We start from the raw sequence: 21,694 nt of genomic DNA, 5'->3' as shown, positions 1-21,694 counted from the left end.
GCATGCCGTTGCTCAAGGGGAGCGTCAGTCTCCTGCTGCTGACCCTGACCACCCTCTTCTGGGCGGTGCCCCTGATCCTGCTCACCCTGCTCAAGGTGATCACGCCCGGGCGTGCCTTGCGGCGCCGTGTCCTGGACGGTCTCAACGCCGTGGCGCTCAACTGGGTGGGCTGCAACCTCTGGTGGATACGCCGCTGGCTCAAGCCGCGCCTGAGGGTCGAACTGCCCGACGGCCTCTCCGCTGACCGCTGGTGGCTGGTGCTCTCCAACCACCGCTGCTGGACCGACATCTTCCTGCTGTTCCTGGCCCTGCACCGGCGGCTGCCGATGCCTCACTTCTTCGTCAAGCGCCAGCTGATCTGGGTCCCCGTCGTGGGGCTGGCGTTCTGGGCGCTGGAGTTCCCCATGCTGCGGCGGCTGACCCGCGAACAGCGCGAGCGCCACCCCCACCTCGCCCGCCGCGACCGCGAAGCCACCGAACGCATGTGTCGCCTTGCCCGGGAACGCCCCATCGCCATCTACAACTTCGTCGAGGGCACCCGCTTCACGCCGGCCAAGCATGCCGCCCAGGCATCGCCCTACCGTCATCTGCTGCGGCCCCGCGCCGGGGGAACCGCCCAAGTGGTGAGCCTGCTCGGCGATCGCCTGGACGGCATCCTCGACGTCACCCTGAGTTACGCCAACCCCGACCCCACCTTCTGGGGCTTCCTGTGCGGCAGCGAGGGGGCGATGACCCTCGAGGCCCGTCGCCTGGCGGTACCCGCCTGGATGGCCGAGGGCAGCTACCACGACGACCCGGACTACAAGGAACGCTTCCATTCATGGCTCAACGCCCTGTGGCAGGACAAGGACGCGCGGCTCGACTCGCGATGACGCTGCTCCTGCTGCTGATGCTCGGCGCCTGTGCCGGGCGCGGCGGTGAGGTGCAACGTGCCGCCGAGCCCGGCATCGCCGGACACTGGATCACCATCCAGCGCGGCGACACCCTGGGCGCCATCGCGCGGCGAGCGGAGGTGCCGCTCGAACGGCTGATGCGCTTCAACCCCGGCGTCGACGCCCGACGCCTTGCCGTGGGGCAGCGACTGCTGGTCCCCACCCACCGCGAGCGCGCCCCCTCGGGCGGCCCCTACCGCTACCAGATTCGCCCCGGCGATACCTATGCCGGCATCGCCCGGCGCTTCGGCACCACCCCGGCGCGCATCCAGAACGCCAACCCCGGGGTCGAACCCCGGCAATTGCGGGTCGGGCATGTGGTCCAGGTGCCGCTCAAAGACACCCAGCCCGCCCGAACGGCATCCGCGTCGACACGCCGTGCAGCGGCCGCCAAGCCGGCGAGCCCCGCCGCCGCGACGACGTCGCCGGGGGCCACCGCCTCGGGGTCGCTGCCCGCCTCGGCGCGCAACTGGCCCTGGCCCCTGGACGACTATCGCATCGTTCGCCGCTACGGCACCGACAGCCGCGGCACGCTGCAGCCCATGCTGCTCGCCAGCCGGGAGGGGGCCCAAGCCCAGGCAGTGGCCGAGGGCGAAGTGCGCTTCTCCGGCAGCATGCGCCAGCTCGGTCGCGTGGTCATCGTCCACCATGCCGACAACCTTCAGAGCGTCTACGCCCTGTGCGATTCGCTGACCGTCAAGGAAGGCAGTCGCGTCAAGCGTGGCACCCCGCTCTGTGCCGTGGGTTACAGCAACGCCACCGAGCGCTACGATCTGCTGTTCGACCTGCGCCACGGGGGCAAGCCGATCGACCCGCAGCGCGTGTTACGCTGAAGCCATGACCGCTTCTTGCACCGGGACCACCGACACCCTGCTCGATGCGCCGCCACTGGTGCGCTACGACCACCTGCTGGGAGAGCCCGCAGCGCACGAGGCGCTGCAACGTCTCGACCAGGAACTGGACTGGCAGCAGCCGCGCCTGAGTCTCTACGGCCGCGAACATCCCATTCCGCGCCGCCAAGTGTGGATGGGCGACCCGGCCGCCCGCTACCGCTACTCCGGGCGCTACTTCAGTCCCGAGCCCTGGCACCCCCTCGTCGCCGAGATCCGCGACGTGGTGACCGCCCGTCTCGCCGAGGCCGGCGTGTCGGCCGCCTTCAACAGCGTGCTCCTCAACCGCTACGCCAGCGGCGAGGAGCGCATGGGCTGGCACAGCGACGACGAGCCGGAACTGGGCAGCGACCCCTTGGTGGCCGCCGTCTCGCTGGGAGCGGAGCGTCCGCTGCGCTTTCGCTGGCGGCAGGGCGAAGGCCGGCCCTTCAATGTCTGGCTACCCCACGACAGCCTGCTGCTCATGGGCCGCGGCGTGCAGCATCGGCTCCAGCACGCCCTGTTGCCGCGCAAGCAGCCGGGGCTGCGCATCAGCCTCACCTTTCGCTGGATCCAGACCGACGCCCGCCCCTGACACAGCGACGCCCCGTTCCGGCCGGAACGGGGCGTCGCTGCGAGCACTTGCTTAAGATAACGGTATAATATCAGCCGCGGTAGTAGCCAGGTTCGACGAACGGCATCCTGCTCACGGTCATCGGCAGGCGCTTGCCGCGCACCTCGGCATAGACAGTGGTACCCGGTTCGGCCTGCTCTACCGCGACATAGCCCATGGCCACGGGTTTTCCGACGCTGGGGCCGAAACCGCCCGAGGTCACGCGACCGATGTGGCGCTCCTCGGCGTCGTAGAGCTCGGCACCCTCGCGCACCGGGGCACGCCCCTCGCCGAGCAGTCCGACTCGCTTGCGGCGATGATCCTTGGCGTCGACCTGGTGCAGGATCAGGTCCGCTCCCGGGAAGCCGCCGGGCCGCTCGCCCCCGCGCCGGCGCGGCTTGGCGATTGCCCAGATCAGCCCGGCTTCCACCGGCGTGGTATGGATGTCGATGTCGTGACCGTAGAGGCACAGGCCCGCTTCCAGGCGCAGCGAGTCGCGCGCCCCAAGACCGATCGCCTCCACCTCGGATTCGGCCAGCAGCCGGCGGGCCAGGGTCTCGCTCTGCTCGGCGAGCACCGATATCTCGAAGCCGTCTTCGCCGGTATAGCCGCTGCGGCTGATCCACACCGGAATATCGTCGATGGTGAAGCGCCCGTGCTGCATGAAGACCATGTCGCAGGCCGGCGGACAGAGGCGGCGCATGACGTTGGTCGCCTCCGGGCCTTGCAGCGCCAGCAGGCCACGATGCAGCACTTCGACACGATGCTCGCTGTCCATGCCGGTCTGCAGCAGGGCGACGTCCTGATCCTTGCAGGCCGCGTTCACCACCAGGTAGAGGTGGTCGCCGGCGTTGACCACCATCAGATCGTCGAGGATGCCGCCATCCTGGGCGGTGAACAGCGCATAGCGCTGCATGCCCTCGGCCAGGCCGACGATATCGGCCGGCACCAGCGTCTCCAGCGACTCGGCAGGGCGCGGCCCGTGCAGCAGCACCTGCCCCATGTGCGAGACGTCGAAGAGCCCGCAGGCCTCGCGAGTGTGCTCGTGCTCCTTCTTCACGCCGAGCGGGTACTGCACCGGCATGTCATAGCCGGCAAAGGGCACCATCTTGGCCCCCAGCTCCACGTGCAGGTCATGAAGTGGCGTACGCTTGAGGTCGCTCATCTCGGAATCCTCTGAAAATGCGATGGTTCGGGGCCGATACGCCGGGAGGTGCCCCATGGGGCACCTCCCTGGCCTGGCATGAGGGGCCGGCAGCGCCCCGCTCAGGAGTGGCCGTCCTCGAGTTCCTCGCCCGGCAGCACCTCCTTGCCGTCGAAGTAGTCCTTGGTGACCTTGAACACCACCGGCGACAGCAGCGCCAGGGCGATCAGGTTGGGAATGGCCATCATGGCGTTGAAGGTGTCGGCCATCAGCCAGATGAACCCCAGGTTGGCCATGGCGCCCAGCGGGATGGCCAGAACGAACAGCACCCGATAGAGCATGATCGACCGGGTGCCGAACAGGAACTGGAAGCACTTCTCGCCGTAGAAGGACCAGCCCAGGATGGTCGTGAAGGCGAAGATGGCCAGGGCCAGCGACACGATCTGGTTGCCCACCCCCGGCAGCGCCGCATCGAAGGAGAGCGCGGTCAGCGACGCGCCGGCCTCGCCGGTCTCCCACACCGTGGCGGTGAGGATGACCAGGGCGGTGATGGAGCACACCACGATGGTGTCGATGAAGGTGCCGAGCATCGCGATCAGCCCCTGGCGAACCGGGTTCTTGGTCTTGGCGGCCGCGTGGGCGATGGGCGCACTGCCCAGACCCGCCTCGTTGGAAAAGATGCCGCGCGCCACGCCAAAGCGGATGGCCGCCATCACCGCCGCCCCCGCGAAGCCACCGAATGCCGCATGGGGATTGAAGGCGTAGTAGAAGATCATGCCGAAAGCATCGCCGATCTGGCCGACGTTGACCGTCAGTACTGCAAGACCGGCGAGGATGTAGGCGATCCCCATGATCGGCACCAGCTTGCCCGCCACCTTGGCGATGCGCTTGATCCCGCCCAGGATCACGGCCGCCGCCAGCACCATGATGACCACGCCGGTCACCCAGGGGGGCAGGCCGAAGGTGGAGTCGAGGGCATCGGCCACGGAGTTGGACTGCACGGTGTTACCGATACCGAAGGCGGCCACGGCGCCGAAGAAGGCGAAAGCCCCGCCGAGCCATAGCCATTTACGGCCCAGGCCATTCTTGATGTAGAACATCGGCCCGCCGATGTGGAAGCCCATGCTGTCGGTCTCGCGGTAGCGAACCGCCAGTACGGCCTCGGCGAACTTGGTGGCCATGCCCACCAGCGCGGTGATCCACATCCAGAACACGGCGCCCGGCCCGCCCAGCGCAATGGCCGTGGCCACGCCGGCGATGTTGCCGGTACCGATGGTGGCGGAGAGCGCCGTCATCAGCGCGTTGAAGGGGGAGATTTCCCCCTCGTCCTTGACCTTCTCGCCCGGCGCCGGCTTGGCATCGCGCCCCTGCCACATCAGCTTGAAGCCCATGCCAAGCTTGCGGATGGGCATGAGCTTCAAACCGATCTGCAGATAGATGCCCACCCCGAGCAGCAGGATGAGCATCAACGGCCCCCATACCACGCCGTTGATGGCACTGAATATGGCTGTCATGGTTTCCACGAACGTCTCCCTTATGGTTATTGCCTTTGGTGTCGTGCCCGCCATGGCTGAACCATGGCGACCCATCATCTGGCTGAAACGCTGGTATCACACACGATCGACACAGCGAACCGGCGTACGATAGCGGAAATTATCGACGCTACGCCACCCTGACGAAAATCTCGTCTGCTGCATCGGGGCCAGCGCCGACGACCCGCAACCCCTCAGGTTTCGTATCGGAAACAATCGGCCCCGTCGCCATCCGTTCGCCACAGCCTCGTCGGCGGCCTCTCGACGGCGGGCCCTGGCTGCACGCTGTCAGCCTAGTGAGCCACGCTGACGCTGTCGACTCAGGGACCGGGCGCCAACGCCGCGGCCACCGGCCTGACTGGACGGCAACGTCGCGGCAGGCCACCCTGAAGGCGTCGAAGGGGGCGACCGCGACGCCATCGACCCCGAGCCGCCGGGCTCGCCAAACACCACCAATGGCGTTAGCATTCGCCTCGTCAGAAAACCTTTTTCGTATAGGAAAACAGCATGAGCACGATTCCTGCCAACCTGCGCTACAACGACAGCCACGAATGGGTGCTGGACAACGGCGACGGCACCGTCACCATCGGCATTACCGACCATGCCCAGGAAGCGCTGGGCGACGTGGTGTTCGTGGAGCTGCCCGAGGTGGGGCGCACGCTTGCGAAGGGTGACGAATTTGGCGTGATCGAATCCGTCAAGGCCGCCTCCGACCTCTACGCGCCCGTGGCCGGCGACATCGTCGAAGTGAACGAGGCGCTGGAAGACGCACCGGAGACCGTCAACGAAACCCCCTATGACGACGGCTGGATCATGAAGGTACGTCTGGCCGATGCCAGCGATATCGACGAACTGCTCGATGCCGACGCCTACCAGGCCCTGGTCGACGCCGAGGAGTAACGCCCGGCCCGACGTTCGCCCCCCACGCGGGGGCGCCCTCCCTTGCCGCGCCTGCCGGCTCAACCGCTACCCGCCACCTGCACACAGGGCACCCCATGGTTCATGACACTCGCCGCCTGGCCGACCTGGCCGACCACGATGCCTTCATCCGCCGCCACAACGGGCCCGGAGCCGACGACGTTGCCGCCATGCTGGCGGCGCTGGACATGGACAGCCTCGACGCGCTGATCACGCGCACGGTACCGGCGGACATCCGCCTCGGTCGCGAGCTCGACCTGGAGGCCCCGCGCACCGAAGCCGAGGCGCTCGACTACCTGCGGCGCCTGGCACGCCAGAACAAGGTGTTCAAGACCTACATCGGTCAGGGCTACTACAACACCCACGTGCCGGCGGTCATCCAGCGCAATGTGCTGGAGAACCCGGGCTGGTACACCGCCTACACCCCGTACCAGCCGGAGATCGCCCAGGGGCGGCTGGAGGGCCTGCTCAACTTCCAGCAGATGGTGATGGACCTCACCGGCATGGGGCTGGCCAACGCCTCGCTGCTCGATGAAGCCACCGCCGCCGCCGAGGCCATGGCGCTGTGCAAGCGGGCCAACAAGAAGGCCAGGAGCAACGCCTTCTTCGTCGCCGACGACGTGCTGCCCCAGACGCTGGACGTGGTGCGCACTCGCGCTCACTACTTCGACTACGAGCTCATCGTCGCCCCCGCCGAGGAGCTCGCCGACCACGATGTCTTCGGTGCCCTGCTGCAGTATCCGGGCCAGAGCGGTGAAGTCCGCGACCTGGCGCCGCTGCTGACCAGCGCCCGCGACAAGGGGATCATGACCTGCGTGGCGGCCGACATCATGAGCCTGGTGCTGCTCAAGGAGCCGGGAGCCCTCGGCGCCGACATCGTGGTCGGCAACACCCAGCGCTTCGGCGTGCCCATGGGCTTCGGCGGTCCCCACGCCGCCTACTTCGCCACCACCGACAAGCTCAAGCGCTCGATCCCCGGGCGCATCATCGGCGTCTCCAAGGACAGCCGCGGCGCGACCGCCCTGCGCATGGCCATGCAGACCCGCGAGCAGCACATCCGCCGCGAGAAGGCCACCTCCAACATCTGTACCGCCCAGGCGCTGCTGGCCAACATCGCCGGCTTCTACGCCGTCTATCACGGCGCCGAGGGACTCACCACCATCGCCACGCGCATTCACCGCCTGACCACCATCCTGGCCGAAGGGCTCCAGCAGAAAGGGGTGCGCCTGGCCCACGACAGCTGGTTCGATACCTTGCGCCTGACCGCCGTGGACGCCGGCAAGATCCATGGCCGGGCGGTGACCCACGAAATCAACCTGCGCTACTTCGAGAACGGCGACATCGGCGTCAGCCTCGACGAGACCGTCACCGCCCACGACCTCGACGTCCTGTTCGACGTGCTGCTCGGCGAGGAGCACGGACTTTCCGTCACGACGCTGGACGAGGCGGTGGTGCGCAGCGCCAAGAGCGGCATCCCCGCGGCCTGCGTGCGCGAGTCCGGCTTTCTCGAGCACCCCACCTTCCAGCGCTACCGCAGCGAGACCGAGATGCTGCGCTACCTGAAGCGCCTCGAGAACCGCGACCTGTCGCTGACTCACGCCATGATCCCGCTGGGCTCGTGCACCATGAAGCTCAACGCCACCAGCGAGATGGTGCCCATCACCTGGCCCGAGTTCGCCCAGCTCCACCCCTTCGCGCCCAAGGAGCAGGTGGTCGGCTATCAGCAGATGATCGACGAGCTGGCCGCCTTCCTGGTGGAGGTGACCGGCTACGAGCACATCTCCATGCAGCCCAACTCCGGCGCCCAGGGCGAGTACGCCGGCCTGGTCGCCATCCGCCGCTACCAGGCGGCCATCGGCGAGGGGGCACGCGACATCTGCCTGATCCCCAGCTCCGCCCACGGCACCAACCCCGCCTCGGCCGCCATGGCCCACATGAAGGTGGTGGTCGTGGAGTGCGACGCCGAGGGCAACATCGATCTCGCCGACCTGCGCGACAAGGCCGAACAGCACAGCGAACGCCTCTCGGCGATCATGCTCACCTACCCCTCCACCCACGGGGTGTTCGAAGAGGGCGTGCGCGAGGCGTGCCGCATCGTTCACGATCGCGGCGGCCAGGTGTACATCGACGGCGCCAACATGAACGCCCAGGTGGGCCTGACCCGGCCCGGCGACTTCGGCGGCGACGTCAGCCACCTCAACCTGCACAAGACGTTCTGCATTCCCCATGGCGGCGGCGGCCCCGGCATGGGCCCCATCGGCGTCAAGGCGCACCTGGCGCCTTATGTCAGCAACCACGTGGTGACCCCGCTGCTCGGCGTCGACCGCGACTGCGGGGCCGTGTCCGCCGCCGCCTTCGGCAGCGCCTCGATCCTTCCGATCTCCTGGGCCTACATCAAGATGATGGGCGCGCGCGGCCTGCGCCAGGCCACCGAGCTCGCCATCCTCAACGCCAACTACATCGCCGCGCGGCTCGAGGCGCACTACCCGGTGCTCTACCGCGGCGTCAACGGCACCGTGGCCCACGAGTGCATCATCGACGTCCGCCCGCTCAAGGCGGCTTCGGGGATCAGCGAGGAGGATATCGCCAAGCGCCTGATGGACTACGGCTTCCATGCACCGACCATGTCCTTCCCGGTACCCGGCACCCTGATGGTGGAGCCCACCGAGTCGGAGTCGCGCTACGAGATCGACCGCTTCTGCGATGCCATGATCGCCATCCGCGAGGAGATCGCCAAGGTAGAGAACGGCGAGTGGCCGGCCGACGACAACCCGCTGGTGCACGCCCCGCACACCATGGCCGACCTGATGGACGAAGGCTGGGAGCGCCCCTACTCCCGGGAGCTGGGCGCCTTCCCCTCCGAGGCGGTCAAGGCCGCCAAGGTGTGGCCGGCGGTGAACCGCGTCGACAACGTGCTGGGCGACCGCCAGCTGATCTGCTCCTGCCCCAGTATCGATGAATATCGTGATTGACAATATCGACGACGACCGCGACTGAGCCTCTGCAGTCCGGATGCCTCAGCGCCCGCTCTCGCCATTGGCGAGAGCGGGCGTTTTCATCGTTCGGTCGGGTATCGGCGCGGGCGCGGCGCTCAGGCGAAATCCGGCTGTTCGCCGTGGCCGTAGAGCTCTTGAAGTCGCTGTTCGCGGAAGCCCTCGAGCAGGCGCACGTAGCGCCGCGGCATGCGCGTGCCGGCACGCGTGACAAGGTGCAGGGTCTCGTACTCTGGGCGCGGCAGGACCAGCTCCTTGACCTGGCGCTGCCAGGGCGAGGTTTCCAGCACCAGCCGCGACACCACGGTGAAGCCCAGGCCGCGTGCCACGGCGTCGAGCACCATGCCCACTTCGTTGGTGAAACCCTGGCGACGGAACTGGCCCATGGCGCGGAACTCCTCGGGGAAGTTGCTGCGCAGCAGGGTCCGGGCGTGATTGACCCCGTCGGAGTAGTTGATGAACCCGATCCCCATCAGCTCGGTCAGGCTCGTACCGGCGAAGTCGGCGGGCACCACCAGGCACAGCGACTCCTGGTGCCAAGGCACGCAGTCGAGCTCGGGATGGCGCACCGGATCGGTGACGATGCCCAGGTCGTGGCGCCCGGCCAGCACATCGCCGACGATCTCGTGGCTGAAGGCGAAGCTGTAGTTCACCCTGAGCCCCGGGTACATCTGCTGCTGGCCGAGGATGTAGGGATAGAACATCAGCCCCACGCTGCCCGGCGAGGCGATGCGGCACTCGCCGCTGTCCAGGGCGTCGTCGTCCAGCGAATGGCGAAACTGCTCGTGCTCGGCGAACAGGCGCAGCCCGTAGTCGTAGGCGCGCCGGCCCGCCTCGGTGAGCGCGAAGCGCCGCCCCTGGCGATCGAGCAGCGGCTTGTCGAGGTAGCGCTCCAGCTTGCGCACATGCTGGCTGACGCCGGGTTGGGTCATCTCCAGGCGCTGCGCCGTGCGCGTGAAGCTGCCGGTCTCGACCAGGGTGACGAAAGTGCGGAAATACTGGGCGTTGAACATGGGATTGGGGGCGCATCGACGGCTGCCGGAGGCGTCATTCTAGCAGGCCCGGCCATCCCTCGCAGCGCTGCGCCCCTGCCTGCGGCATGATAGCATCGAGACATGATCCATCCCCCGATCCCGATGCGTGAGGCAAGGCTACGTCGCGACGGCACACTCCCCATTGTCGAGGCGTGTGGCCCGGCTTTGCCGGCGCATCGGGCCCCTGCGTGACAAGGACGCCTTCATGCCCGACACCCTTTCCAGTACCGTTTCCCCGTTGCGCAGCCTCGAGGTGCTCTCCCAGCACGAGGTGAACCGCCTGCGCGACACCTCCAAGACCGGTCTGCACGACCTGCTGCGGCGCTGCGCACTGGCCGTGCTGAGCTCGGGCAACATGACCGACGACAGCCTGGCGCTGATGGAGACCTACCACGACTTCGACATCGAGGTGCTCCAGCAGGACCGCGGCATCCGCCTCAAGCTCAGCAACGCCCCCGCCGAGGCCTTCGTCGACGGCAAGATGATTCGCGGTATCCGCGAGCACCTCTCCTCGGTGCTTCGCGATATCGTCTACGTCTACAACGAGATCCAGACCCACCAGCGTTTCGATCTCTCCACCGGCGAGGGCACCACCAACGCCGTCTTCCATATCCTGCGCAAGGCCGCCGTGCTCAAGCCCGGCCGCGATCCGAGTATCGTGGTGTGCTGGGGCGGCCACTCCATCTCCCGCGAGGAGTACGACTACACCAAGAACGTCGGCTACCAGCTCGGGCTGCGCGATCTGGACATCTGCACCGGGTGCGGTCCCGGTGCCATGAAGGGGCCGATGAAGGGAGCCAACGTGGCCCACGCCAAGCAGCGTCGCAGCGAGGGACGCTACCTGGGCATCTCGGAGCCCGGCATCATCGCCGCCGAGGCGCCCAACCCGCTGGTCAACGAACTGGTGGTGATGCCCGACATCGAGAAGCGCCTGGAGGCCTTCGTGCGGGTGGGCCACGGCATCGTCATCTTCCCCGGCGGGGTCGGCACGGCCGAGGAGATCCTCTACCTGCTGGGTATCCTGCTGCACCCGGACAACGCCGACATGGCCCTGCCGCTGGTCTTCACCGGCCCGGCGAGCGCCGCCGACTACTTCCGGCGCATCGACGAGTTCCTCGGCTACACCCTCGGCGAGGCCGTGCGCGACAAGTACCGCATCATCATCGACGACCCCGTCGAGGTGGCGCGCACCCTGCGCAAGGGCGTCGACGAAGTCACCGATTTCCGGCTCACCCACCAGGACGCCTTCCACTTCAACTGGCGGCTGACCGTCGCCCGCGACTTCCAGGCCCCGTTCGAGCCGACCCATCAGGCGATGTCCGACCTGGCCCTGCATCGCGAACAGCCGGTCCACGAGTTGGCCGCCAACCTGCGCCGCGCCTTTTCGGGCATCGTGGCGGGCAACGTCAAGGAGCACGGCCTGCGCGCCATCGAGGCCCACGGCCCCTTCCGGCTCCACGCCGAATCCGAGCTGATGCGCCACCTCGATGAACTGCTGGGCTCGTTCGTCGCCCAGGGGCGCATGAAGCTGCCCGGCAAGGCCTACGAGCCCTGCTACCGGCTTGCCTGAACGCAGCCTCCGGACGCGACAAGGCCGCCCACGCTGATACGTGGGCGGCCTTTCTCTTGGTGGCGCTTAGTGACTTTGAGTGATCCGCTAGAGGCGATCGGCACTCCCTGGCTCGCCCTGCCACCACAACCACAGGGCATGCAGCAGCAGCCCCAGGGTAGCGCCGTGGGCGAGCAGCAGCTGCCAGCTCAGCCAGTCGCTCATCAGCAGATGCCACAGACCCATGCCCAGCACGCCGGCCACCCAGCACAGCGCCAGGCGCTTGACCAGGCCGGGTAGCCGACGGCGCTGCGCCTCGGCGAGCAGGCGCCACTGGAAGCCGGCGACCAGGGCCACCACGGCCAGCGACATCAGGATCAGCGTCAACCGGGTGTCATGGCCGCCGGCCAGGTAGCGCGGCACGGTGGCCGCCATCAGCACCCCGAGCCCCAGCAACAGGCTCAGGCGCTCGGCAGTGGGCGCTGTCGTCATCAGGCCACCTTGAGCTCTTGATCCTCGATCCACTCCTCCACCCAGGGAAGCGCGGCATCGTCAGCCATGAAGGTCTCCATGGCATCGACCTCCAGGCGCTCGCCGAGGCGACTGGCGCCGAGCCCGGCGAGCATCTCGTCGAGGCGACGGCCGGCACCGCAGAAGGTATCGCCATAGGAGCTGTCGCCCAGTGCGATCAGGCCGTAGCGCAGCCAGGTGAGCGACGGGCTGTGTTCGTCGAGAGCACGGGCGAAAGGCACGAAATTGCCCGGAAAGTCGCCGCTACCGGTGGTGGAGACGCAGAACAGCGCCAGCTCGGGCGGCGTGTCCACCAAATCTTCCAGGGTCGGCTGCTCGAGGATGGACACCTCGTAGCCGGCCGATTCGAACAGCGGAGCGACCTGCTCGGCGACGTCGAGGGCGCCGCCATACATGGTTCCAACAAAGATCTTGAGCATCGGCATGTCGTGGGGATACCTGAGTATTTTAGTCGGATAATAACATCAACCGGTCATGCATCGAGAGCCGCACGCTCATGCAGTGACGACAAAGTCCGAGTACAATACTCGGACTCTAGTCACGGGAGGCGGCATGACAGCAACCTTCGAAGCCTGGATCACCCCGATCATGATCGGCGGCCTCATCCTCTTCATGAGCTTCATCATCAGGGACTTGGCACGCCAGTCCCGCGCCGGGCGGTTCGGCACCATCATGCTCTTCGTGGTGCTCGGTGCCGGCATGCTGGGCTACATACTCAAGGTGGTGATTACCTGGCTGATCGAGCGCGGCGGCGGCATATGACGCCGCCCGTCAGTGCGACGCCGGCCCTTCATAGCCCTCCACCTGACTCTTGAGCTTCTGGCCAGGCCGGAAGGTCACCACCCGGCGCGCCGAGATGGGAATCTCCTCGCCGGTCTTGGGGTTGCGCCCCGGTCGCTCGCGCTTGTCGCGCAAATCGAAGTTGCCGAATCCGGAGAGCTTCACCTGTTCGTTCTCACGCAGGCAGGCGCGAATCTCCTCGAAGAACGCCTCCACCATCGCCTTGGCTTCCCGCTTGGTCAACCCCAGTTCAGCGTGGAGATGCTCGGCCAGCTCAGCCTTGGTCAACGCTCCCATGTCTGCTCCCTCATGGTGGGCGGTCCACCCCGCCGCCGGATCAACGAACAGGGCGCCACCGCAAAACGGTCGCGCCCTTGAAGTTTCCACCGTGGCGGAAGTCGTCACCCGCGCAGCTCAGCACCCAGGTGCTGACGCGACTCGTCGACGATGGCATCGACCAACTGATTGATTTCCTCGTCATTCAGCGTGCGCGAAGGATGCTGCCAGGTCAAGCCCAAGGCGACACTCTTGCACCCTTCCGGCACCCCCTTGCCCTGGTAGACATCGAACAGCCGGCTCTCGGTGAGCCACTCCCCGGCCTGGCCGCGGATGGTATCCAGCAGGGCCTGCACCGGCAGCGACGCCTCGACCAGGAAGGCCAGGTCGCGACGCACCTCGGGGTAGCGCGACAGCGGCGTAAAGGCCGCGATACGGCCATGGGTCAGGGCATCCTGGCGCACCTCGAAGAGCAGCGCATCGGCGCGCAGCCCCAGAGTCGCCCGTACGCCGGGATGCAGCGCCCCGATCCAGCCCACCGGTTCGCCCCGGTGAAGAATTCGCGCACTCTGCCCCGGGTGCAGCGCCGAGTGCGGGGCGGGCTCGAAACGCCAGGCCTCGGGTTCGCCCCCCAGGCCGATGAGGCTCTCCAGGTCGCCCTTGAGATCGAAGAAGTCCACCGCTTCCCGCGAGCCCGCCCAGCCTTCCGGTTCGCGCGGCCCGCACACCAGGGCGCCGAGCATCGGCACCTGTTGCAGATCGTCCAGCTCGCCACGAAATACCAGGCCGGCCTCGAAGAGGCGTACGCGGCTCTGCTGGCGGTTGAGGTTGTGCTCCAGGGCGCGTACCAGCCCCGGGAAGAGGCTCGCCCGCATCACCGAGAGGTCGCTGGAGATGGGGTTGGCCAGGTGCGGCGAGACGGCGTCGGGCAGCAGTGCCGCCTGCAGTTCCGGCGCCACGAAGCTGTAGGTCACCGCCTCCTGGTAGCCGCGCGCCACCATCTGGCGCCGCAGGCGTCCCAGCGGCACTCGGGCCTCGTGATCGGCACGCAGCGCCAGGCGCGCCGCAGGGCGCCGCACCGGCAGGCGATTGTAGCCGTGGATGCGCGCCACCTCCTCGATCAGATCCTCCTCGATGGTCAGATCGAAACGCCAGCTCGGCACCTTCACCTGCCAGCCATCGTCACGGAGCGTGATCCCGAGCCCCAGGCGCTCGAGAATCTCGCCGATCTCCTCGGCCGGCAGCGCCTTGCCCAGCGCCTGCTCGAGACGCGCGCTACGCAGACGCACCTCCCGCTCGCCGGGGAGGTGGTCATCGCTGCGCGACTCCTCCAGCGGCCCCGCTTCGCCGCCGGTGATGTCGATCAGCAGGCGCGTGGCGCGCTCCACCGCCTCGCGGGTGAGCTGCGGGTCGACGCCGCGCTCGAAACGGTGCGAGGCGTCGGTGTGCAGGCCATAGGTGCGAGCCTGACCGGCCACCGCCAGTGGCGTGAAGAAGGCCGACTCCAGGAAGATATCGCGGGTCGCCGCGCTCACGCCGGAGTTCTCGCCGCCCATGACCCCGGCGATGGCGAGCGGACCGCGCTCGTCGGCGATCACCAGGGTATCGTCGCGCAGGGCGACGGTCTGGCCGTCGAGCAGCACCAGCTGCTCCCCCTCGCGGGCCAGACGCACGATCACCGCGCCGTGGAGGTTGGCGCGATCGAAGGCATGCAGCGGCTGACCGAGCTCGAGCATCACGTAGTTGGTGATATCCACCACCGGGTCGATAGAGCGCACGCCACTGCGCCGCAGGCGCTCCACCATCCACAGCGGGGTCGCGACGGCCACGTCGACCCCCTTGATCAGCCGGCCGATATAGCGCGGGCAGCGCTCGGGGTCCTCGACGCGCACCGCAAACCGCTCGTCATGGCTGGGAGCCACCGCCGCGATGGCCGGCCCCTCGACCGGCAGGCGGTTGAGGACCCCGACCTCGCGGGCCAAACCCTTGATGCTCAGGCAGTCGCCGCGATTGGGCGTCAGGTCCACCTCGACGCTGTGGTCATCGAGCCCCATCCAGACGCGGAAGGCCTCGCCCACCGGCGCCTCGAGCGGTAGCTCCAGAATCCCGGAGGAAGTCTCCTCGGCCATGCCCAGCTCCGAGGCGGAGCAGATCATGCCCCGCGACTCGACGCCGCGCAGCTTGGCCTTCCGGATCTTGAAGTCGCCGGGCAGCACGGCGCCGACCCGGGCGAAGGGCACTTTCTGGCCGACCGCCACATTGGGCGCCCCGCACACCACCTGGGTGCGTTCGCCGCTGCCGTCATCGACCTGACACACCGCCAGCTTGTCGGCATCGGGGTGCGGCGCCTTGCTCACCACCTCGGCCACCACCACTCCCTCGAAGACGGCTGCCACGGGCTCGATGGCATCGACTTCCAGCCCGGCCATGGTGATCTGATCGGCCAGCCCCTGGACATCCTGCTGCGGCGAGACCCACTCGCGCAGCCACTGTTCGGAAAATTTCATGACGGATCCCGTGTACTCTCAGGCATGGTGGCTCAGGCGAACTGGCGCAGGAAGCGCAGGTCGTTGTCGAAGAACAGGCGCAAGTCGTTCACCCCGTAGCGCAGCATGGCCAGGCGTTCGGCCCCCATGCCGAAGGCGAAGCCCTTGTAGCGCTCGGCGTCGATGCCCGAATGGCGGAACACTTCCGGGTGCACCATGCCGCAGCCCATCACCTCGAGCCAGCCGCTGTGCGAGCACACGCGACAGCCGTCGCCGGAGCACATCACGCACTGGATATCGACCTCGGCCGAGGGCTCGGTGAAGGGAAAGTACGAGGGACGGAAACGCACCGAGAGGTCGTCGCGCTCGAAGAAGGCGTGCAGGAAGTCCTCGATGGTGCCCTTGAGGTCGGCGAAGCTAACATCCTCATCGACCAGCAGGCCCTCCACCTGGTGGAACATCGGCGTGTGGGTCAGGTCGGAATCGCTGCGGTAGACCCGCCCCGGGCAGACGATGCGGATCGGCGGCGCCTGCTCCTTCATGGTACGCACCTGCACCGGCGAGGTGTGGGTGCGCAGCAGGCGGGTGGCATCGAAATAGAAGGTATCCGCCATGCCGCGAGCCGGATGATGAGCGGGAATGTTGAGGGCCTCGAAGTTATGGTAGTCGTCCTCGATCTCGGGGCCCACCGCCACCTCGTAGCCGATGCGGGTGAAGAGTCCCTCGATGCGCTCCAGCGTCAGGGTTACCGGGTGCAGGCCACCGCTCGCCTGGCCACGGCCGGGCAGCGTCACGTCGACGCGCTCGGCGGCCAGGCGCGCCTCGAGCTCGGCCTTCTCCAGCGCCTGGCGGCGCGCCTCCAGCTCCTGCCCCAGCGCCTGCTTGGCCTCGTTGATGCGCTCCCCCGCCGCCGGACGCTCGGCGGGCGGCAGCTTGCCGAGGCCCTTGAGCAGCGCGGTGATCTCGCCCTTCTTGCCAAGGTAGCGCACGCGCAGCGCCTCGAGGGCCGGGATGCTCTCGGCAGCCTGGATCGCTGCGCGGGCCTCGGCGACCACTGTGGGAAGATGATCCATCCGTTGTGCTCCGAATCTGGTAAAAAAACAGGGGAAGAGCGGCTGCTCTTCCCCTGTGACGGATCGGCGTCAGTTCGGGCCGGCGTTCACCGCCCCGGCACCATCGGTCGATACCACTTACTGGGCAGCCTTGGCCTTCTCGACGATGGCGGCAAAAGCAGCCTTCTCATGAACAGCCAGATCCGCCAGCACCTTGCGGTCGATCTCGATGCCGGCTTTCTTCAGGCCGCCGACGAAACGGCTGTAGGAGAGGCCGTGCTGGCGCGCACCGGCGTTGATACGCTGGATCCACAGGGCGCGGAACTGGCGCTTGCGCTGGCGACGGTCACGGTAGGCATACTGGCCGGCCTTGATGACCGCCTGCTTGGCTACGCGGAAGACGCGCGAACGCGCACCGTAGTAACCCTTGGCCTGCTTGAGAATCTTCTTGTGACGACGACGTGCGACGACACCACGCTTGACACGAGTCATGGTTCACTCCTGACGTTGAACGGTTCTACCAAGGTTCAGAGGTTGGGCAGCATGCGCTGGATCAGCTGCTTGTCGGCGTCATGGATCTGCTTCATACCGCGCAGCTGACGCTTCCGCTTGGTGGACTTCTTGGTCAGGATGTGGCTCCGGAACGACTGCTTGTGCTTGAAGCCGTTGGCCGTCTTCTTGAAGCGCTTGGCAGCGCCGCTGTTGCTCTTGATTTTCGGCATGAGTTGAACTCCGCTCGAGGGTTTTTCAGAAAATCCGCGGCCGATGGCCGGTGCACGCACCGGCCATCCGTTTGACGGGCCTTCGGATCACTTCTTCTTGGGGGCAAGGATCATGATCATCTGGCGCCCTTCCATCTTGGGGAAGGACTCCACGGTGCCGATCTCCTCGAGATCGGAGGCGATCCGTTCCATCAGCCGACGGCCGATATCCTGGTGCGCCATCTCACGACCGCGAAAACGCAGCGTGACCTTGCCCTTGTCGCCACTTTCGAGGAAACGTATCAGGTTCTTCAGCTTGACCTGATAGTCGCCCTCGTCCGTGTTCGGTCGGAATTTGACTTCCTTGACCTGAATCTGCTTGGTCTTCTTCTTCTGGGCCGCCTTCTGCTTCTTCTGTTCGAAGACGAACTTGCCGTAATCCATGATCTTGCAGACGATCGGATCGGCATTGGAAATCTGGACGAGGTCCATACCGGCGGCCTCGGCGCGCTCCAGCGCCTCGCTGGTGGGCACGATGCCCAGCTGCTCGCCGTCGCTGTCGATCAGGCGCACCTGATCCTCGGTAATCCGCTCGTTCATCGGTGGGCGCTTATCCTGGACGCGCCCTCTAGGGTTGCTTCGCTTGATCGTTCCGTCTCCGTTCCGGTAATTGACGATGCCGTGACCTACTCAGTCTTTACAACCTGTCCTTGCCAAGCTGTCCTTACCAACCTTCGGCACGCAGGCGGTCGATGAGGCCATCGACGGGCAGGGTGCCGAGGTTCTCGCCGCTGCGGGTCCGCACGGCGACCGAGTCGGCCTCGACTTCCTTATCTCCTACCACCAGGAGATAGGGAACTTTCTGCAACGTATGCTCCCGGATTTTAAAGCCGATCTTCTCGTTCCTCAAGTCCGCCTTGACGCGCAGGCCGATTTTCTGCAAGCGCTGTTCCAACGCCAGGGCATAATCGCGCTGGGCATCGGTGATGGTCATCACCACCGCCTGCTCGGGAGCGAGCCACAGTGGCATGGCGCCGGCATAGTGCTCGATAAGGATACCGATGAAGCGCTCGAAGGAGCCCAGGATGGCTCGATGCAGCATGACCGGGGTCTTGCGCTCGCCGTCCTCGTCGACGTACTGGGCCCCGAGCCGCCCCGGCAGGTTGAAGTCGAGCTGCAGGGTGCCGCACTGCCACACCCGGTTGAGACAGTCGCGCAGGGAGAACTCGATCTTGGGGCCGTAGAAGGCGCCCTCTCCGGGCTGCAGTTCCCAATCGAGCCCCGTGGCGTTGAGCGCGGCCTCCAGCCCCGCCTCGGCGCGGTCCCACAGCTCGGGCTCGCCGAGGAAGTCGTCCTCGGGCCGCGTGGAGAGCTTGAGCTCCACGTCCTCGAAGCCGAGCTCGCGGTAGACCTTCAGGGTCAGCGCGATGAAGGCCTCGGCCTCCGCCTGGATCTGGCCTTCGGTGCAGAAGATGTGCGCATCGTCCTGGGTGAAGGCGCGCACGCGCATCAGGCCATGCAGCGAACCGGAAGGCTCGTTGCGGTGGCAACTGCCGAACTCGGCAAGGCGCAGCGGCAAGTCGCGATAGCTCTTGAGCCCCTGGTTGAACACCTGCACGTGGCAGGGGCAGTTCATCGGCTTGACCGCGTACTCGCGCTTCTCCGATTCGGTGGTGAACATGAGGTCGCTGTAGTGGCCCCAATGGCCGGATTTCTTCCACAGCGACAGATCCACGACCTGGGGCGTCCTGATTTCCTGATAGCCGTGCTCGATCTGCACGCGGCGCATGTACTGCTCGAGCGCCTGATAGAGCGTCCAGCCGTTGGGGTGCCAGAACACCATGCCCGGCGCCTCCTCCTGGAGGTGGAAGAGGTTCATGCGCTTGGCGAGCTTGCGGTGATCGCGCTTCTCGGCCTCCTCGAGGCGCTTGAGATAGGCCTTGAGCTGCTTCTTGTCGGCCCAGGCCGTGCCGTAGATGCGCGTGAGCATCGGCTTGCTGGCATCGCCGCGCCAGTAGGCACCGGCCAGCTTGGTCAGCTTGAAGGCCTTGAGGTGGCGCGTGTTGGGCACGTGTGGCCCGCGACACATGTCGGTGTATTCCTCGTGGTGGTAGAGACGAATCGTCTCCCCCTCGGGAATCTCGCGCACGATCTCCTGCTTGTAGGGTTCGTCGCGGTGCAGGAAGGTGAGCATCGCCTGGTCGCGATCGACGTACTCGCGGATCACGTCGTACTCGTGGTCGATCAGCGCCTTCATGCGCGTCTCGATGGCCGCCAGGTCATCCGGGGTCACCGACTGGCCGAAGTCGATGTCGTAGTAGAAGCCGTCCTCGATCACCGGCCCGATCGCCATCTTGGCGTCCGGATAGAGCTGCTTGACGGCGTGGCCGATCAGGTGGGCGCAGGAGTGGCGAATGACCTCGAGCCCCTCGGGGTCGCGTGCGGTGAGGATCGACACCTTGGCGTCACGGTCGATCACATCGGCAGCATCGACCAGCTCGCCGTCGATCTTGCCGGCCACGCACGCCTTGGCGAGGCCGGCACCGATCGACTCGGCCAACTGCATCACGGTCAGGGGGGCATCGAAGATCTTCTGGCTGCCGTCGGGCAGGGTCACGATGGGCATGCAAGCGTCCTTTGCGCAGTGGTGGACCATACCAAGGAGCCTAAGAGGAAACCGCCATGGGCGTACATCTTGTATGGCTGCGTGTATGGCGGCACCCGCTCTGCGCCTTAACTGGTTGATTTTGAAGGATTAGGCTGATCCATACCAGGGCTCCTGAGAGGGGAGCCAATGTAGGCCATCCTGCGCTGTCTTTCGGTTAAGTGTCTGTTTAAAAACGATTTGGCGGTTCATCGCAGTTCAACGTGGTCCGATGTACGGCGCAGCACCTTGTATGGTGTCGTGTATGGTGATGTATGGTGTAGCATCATCGCCCTCGCCATACAGGACAGCACACGCATGAAACGCACTGCCATCAAACGTCGCCCCCTGGCCGACACCGTGCTCGCCAAGCTGGAGCCGGAGGACCGGGAATACCGCGAGGCCTACGGCGTCGACCGCTTGTATTTCGTGGTCAGCCCGAGCGGCCGGAAGCGCTGGGAGGTCCGCTACAAGAAACCGGATACGGGACGCTGGGCCTGGCTGGGCATCGGGGCGTACCCCGACACCTCGGTCAAGCTCGCCCGATCCCGCGCCCAGGAGGTCGCGGAAACCGTCTCGCACGGCGAAGACCCCCTGGAGAAGCGCCGCCAGGAGAAGGCCGAAAAGTCGAGCGACCGCATGGCCCCCTGGTCGGTCACGGCCGAGGAATGGCTCGAACACAAGCTGAAGGAAGGCGTCAACGACGAATATGAGCGCCATGTCCGCGGATGGCTGGACAACGACGCCCTCCCCATCCTGGGCCGCATCCCCATCTCCCGAGTCACCCGGGCCGACTGCGTAAGGGTACAACAGCGAATCGAAAAGCGGAACGCCCTGGAGCGGGCGCGCAAGATGCGCGTCTGGCTGCGGGCAATATTCCGCTATGCCATCGCCCACGACCGATGCGATCACAACCCGGCCGCCGACATGGGCGTGGTCGCCCGTCGCAAGACTCCCTCGAAGCCCTTTGCCCACCTGCTGGAGAGCGACCTCCCGGGATTTCTTCAGGCGCTCCGCCAGGTGTCCAGCGGAACCATCGTCAGCACAGCGGTCTGGGTCGTGGTGCATACGGCCTCCCGCCCGGCCATGGTGCGCTGGATGCACTGGGACGAGATTGACCTCGACAACGCCATCTGGACGATCCCGGCCGAGCGGATGAAGTCCTCCCGCGACCATCTGGTTCCCTTGACCCGTCAGGTGATCGAGCTGCTCGAAGGGGTGAGGCCGCTGGCCAATCGCCGGGGGTACGTCTTCCCGAGCCGCAACGGGAGCAAGACACCCGTGCTGTCGTCGAGCGCGATCAACAACTGCATCGACCTGGCGGGATATAAAGGAAGGATGACAGGCCACGGGAGCCGGCACACCGCCAAGACGCTGCTGTCGGAGCACGGCTGGCCGCGCGACTGGACGGAGATGCAGCTGGCCCACGCCCTGCCTGGCCTGGAGGGCGTCTACAACAAGGCGGCCTGGATCAAGCCCCGGAGCATCATGATGCAGTGGTACAGCGATTACCTCGATGCCCTGGAGGCCGGTATCACTCAGGAAATGATCGACGAGTTCGATGCCCGGATCATCGTGCCTGGCATGGGCGGGGAGCGTCTGGAAATGACGCCGGGCAGATGACTACCCTTATGGCAGGA

20 protein-coding genes are annotated in these 21,694 nt (G+C 66.6%); 8 read left to right on the top strand and 12 right to left on the bottom strand.

What is annotated here, in order from left to right:
- Positions 1 to 2: 2 nt before the first annotated feature.
- The 3 genes from FEF15_RS03065 to FEF15_RS03055 are packed head-to-tail and all read left to right on the top strand — an operon-like array spanning position 3 to position 2,396.
- Entirely contained in the window at positions 3 to 872 is an 870-nt protein-coding gene (locus tag FEF15_RS03065) for an acetyltransferase (RefSeq protein WP_163557629.1), read from the top strand.
- Positions 869 to 1,765 (top strand): LysM peptidoglycan-binding domain-containing protein, encoded by an 897-nt coding sequence (locus FEF15_RS03060; RefSeq protein WP_240454049.1) that lies wholly within the window; start codon positions 869 to 871, stop codon positions 1,763 to 1,765. The genes FEF15_RS03065 and FEF15_RS03060 overlap by 4 nt, the downstream gene beginning before the upstream one ends.
- Before the next feature lie 4 nt (positions 1,766 to 1,769).
- Positions 1,770 to 2,396, top strand: coding sequence for an alpha-ketoglutarate-dependent dioxygenase AlkB (locus FEF15_RS03055; RefSeq protein WP_163557626.1), 627 nt, complete (start codon positions 1,770 to 1,772; stop codon positions 2,394 to 2,396).
- 70 nt (positions 2,397 to 2,466) lie between these two features.
- On the opposite strand, the gene gcvT is transcribed toward FEF15_RS03055, so the two are convergent.
- Positions 2,467 to 3,579: a glycine cleavage system aminomethyltransferase GcvT gene (gcvT, locus tag FEF15_RS03050; protein WP_163557624.1), complete on the bottom strand. Its 1,113-nt coding sequence runs from the start codon at positions 3,577 to 3,579 to the stop codon at positions 2,467 to 2,469.
- Positions 3,580 to 3,680: 101 nt separating this feature from the next.
- Positions 3,681 to 5,081, bottom strand: a complete 1,401-nt coding sequence (locus FEF15_RS03045; RefSeq protein WP_163557623.1) for a sodium:alanine symporter family protein — start codon at positions 5,079 to 5,081, stop codon at positions 3,681 to 3,683.
- A 516-nt stretch (positions 5,082 to 5,597) separates the two neighbouring features.
- Between FEF15_RS03045 and gcvH the strand changes: the two genes are divergently transcribed.
- Complete coding sequence (gcvH, locus tag FEF15_RS03040) at positions 5,598 to 5,990, top strand: glycine cleavage system protein GcvH (RefSeq protein WP_163557621.1); 393 nt, start codon at positions 5,598 to 5,600, stop codon at positions 5,988 to 5,990.
- Positions 5,991 to 6,085: 95 nt separating this feature from the next.
- Positions 6,086 to 8,980: an aminomethyl-transferring glycine dehydrogenase gene (gcvP, locus tag FEF15_RS03035; RefSeq protein ID WP_163557620.1), complete on the top strand. Its 2,895-nt coding sequence runs from the start codon at positions 6,086 to 6,088 to the stop codon at positions 8,978 to 8,980.
- 119 nt (positions 8,981 to 9,099) lie between these two features.
- Here the strand turns inward: gcvP and FEF15_RS03030 are convergent, their stop codons facing one another.
- On the bottom strand, positions 9,100 to 10,014 hold the full coding sequence (locus FEF15_RS03030; RefSeq protein ID WP_163557618.1) for a LysR family transcriptional regulator: 915 nt from the start codon (positions 10,012 to 10,014) through the stop codon (positions 9,100 to 9,102).
- Between the two features lie 226 nt (positions 10,015 to 10,240).
- On the opposite strand from FEF15_RS03030, the gene ppnN reads away from it, so the two are divergent.
- On the top strand, positions 10,241 to 11,605 hold the full coding sequence (gene ppnN / locus FEF15_RS03025) for a nucleotide 5'-monophosphate nucleosidase PpnN (RefSeq protein ID WP_163557616.1): 1,365 nt from the start codon (positions 10,241 to 10,243) through the stop codon (positions 11,603 to 11,605).
- A gap of 87 nt (positions 11,606 to 11,692) precedes the next feature.
- On the opposite strand, the gene FEF15_RS03020 is transcribed toward ppnN, so the two are convergent.
- A complete protein-coding gene (locus FEF15_RS03020; RefSeq protein WP_163557615.1) occupies positions 11,693 to 12,076 on the bottom strand; it encodes a hypothetical protein in 384 nt (127 codons plus the stop codon).
- Entirely contained in the window at positions 12,076 to 12,540 is a 465-nt protein-coding gene (locus tag FEF15_RS03015) for a flavodoxin domain-containing protein (protein ID WP_163557614.1), read from the bottom strand. The genes FEF15_RS03020 and FEF15_RS03015 overlap by 1 nt, the downstream gene beginning before the upstream one ends.
- Before the next feature lie 127 nt (positions 12,541 to 12,667).
- Here FEF15_RS03015 and FEF15_RS03010 point away from each other — a divergent pair, with 127 nt between their 5' ends.
- Positions 12,668 to 12,877 carry a DUF2788 domain-containing protein gene (locus tag FEF15_RS03010; protein WP_163557612.1) on the top strand — a complete coding sequence of 70 codons (210 nt, stop codon included), beginning with the start codon at positions 12,668 to 12,670 and terminating at the stop codon, positions 12,875 to 12,877.
- 9 nt (positions 12,878 to 12,886) lie between these two features.
- Here FEF15_RS03010 and FEF15_RS03005 read toward each other — a convergent pair whose 3' ends face one another.
- From FEF15_RS03005 to thrS, 7 genes are all read right to left on the bottom strand, one after another.
- Positions 12,887 to 13,192: an integration host factor subunit alpha gene (locus tag FEF15_RS03005; protein ID WP_163557610.1), complete on the bottom strand. Its 306-nt coding sequence runs from the start codon at positions 13,190 to 13,192 to the stop codon at positions 12,887 to 12,889.
- Between the two features lie 104 nt (positions 13,193 to 13,296).
- Positions 13,297 to 15,678 carry a phenylalanine--tRNA ligase subunit beta gene (gene pheT / locus FEF15_RS03000; protein ID WP_163557609.1) on the bottom strand — a complete coding sequence of 794 codons (2,382 nt, stop codon included), beginning with the start codon at positions 15,676 to 15,678 and terminating at the stop codon, positions 13,297 to 13,299.
- Between the two features lie 32 nt (positions 15,679 to 15,710).
- Positions 15,711 to 16,730, bottom strand: a complete 1,020-nt coding sequence (gene pheS / locus FEF15_RS02995) for a phenylalanine--tRNA ligase subunit alpha (protein ID WP_163557608.1) — start codon at positions 16,728 to 16,730, stop codon at positions 15,711 to 15,713.
- A 117-nt stretch (positions 16,731 to 16,847) separates the two neighbouring features.
- A complete protein-coding gene (rplT, locus tag FEF15_RS02990) occupies positions 16,848 to 17,201 on the bottom strand; it encodes a 50S ribosomal protein L20 (RefSeq protein ID WP_021817421.1) in 354 nt (117 codons plus the stop codon).
- 35 nt (positions 17,202 to 17,236) lie between these two features.
- Positions 17,237 to 17,431 carry a 50S ribosomal protein L35 gene (gene rpmI / locus FEF15_RS02985; RefSeq protein ID WP_102586569.1) on the bottom strand — a complete coding sequence of 65 codons (195 nt, stop codon included), beginning with the start codon at positions 17,429 to 17,431 and terminating at the stop codon, positions 17,237 to 17,239.
- Between the two features lie 87 nt (positions 17,432 to 17,518).
- Positions 17,519 to 18,058 carry a translation initiation factor IF-3 gene (gene infC / locus FEF15_RS02980; RefSeq protein WP_276208185.1) on the bottom strand — a complete coding sequence of 180 codons (540 nt, stop codon included), beginning with the start codon at positions 18,056 to 18,058 and terminating at the stop codon, positions 17,519 to 17,521.
- Between the two features lie 76 nt (positions 18,059 to 18,134).
- Positions 18,135 to 20,036 carry a threonine--tRNA ligase gene (gene thrS, locus FEF15_RS02975; protein WP_163557606.1) on the bottom strand — a complete coding sequence of 634 codons (1,902 nt, stop codon included), beginning with the start codon at positions 20,034 to 20,036 and terminating at the stop codon, positions 18,135 to 18,137.
- Positions 20,037 to 20,372: 336 nt separating this feature from the next.
- Here thrS and FEF15_RS02970 point away from each other — a divergent pair, with 336 nt between their 5' ends.
- Positions 20,373 to 21,677, top strand: coding sequence for a tyrosine-type recombinase/integrase (locus tag FEF15_RS02970; RefSeq protein ID WP_163557605.1), 1,305 nt, complete (start codon positions 20,373 to 20,375; stop codon positions 21,675 to 21,677).
- The last annotated feature ends 17 nt before the right edge of the window (positions 21,678 to 21,694 follow it).

The sequence above is a fragment of the Halomonas sp. NO4 genome, assembly GCF_010994375.1.
Lineage (GTDB): Bacteria > Pseudomonadota > Gammaproteobacteria > Pseudomonadales > Halomonadaceae > Halomonas.
The sequence above is the reverse complement of the archived record's forward strand: the minus strand, read 5'-3'. Positions and strand labels throughout refer to the sequence as shown.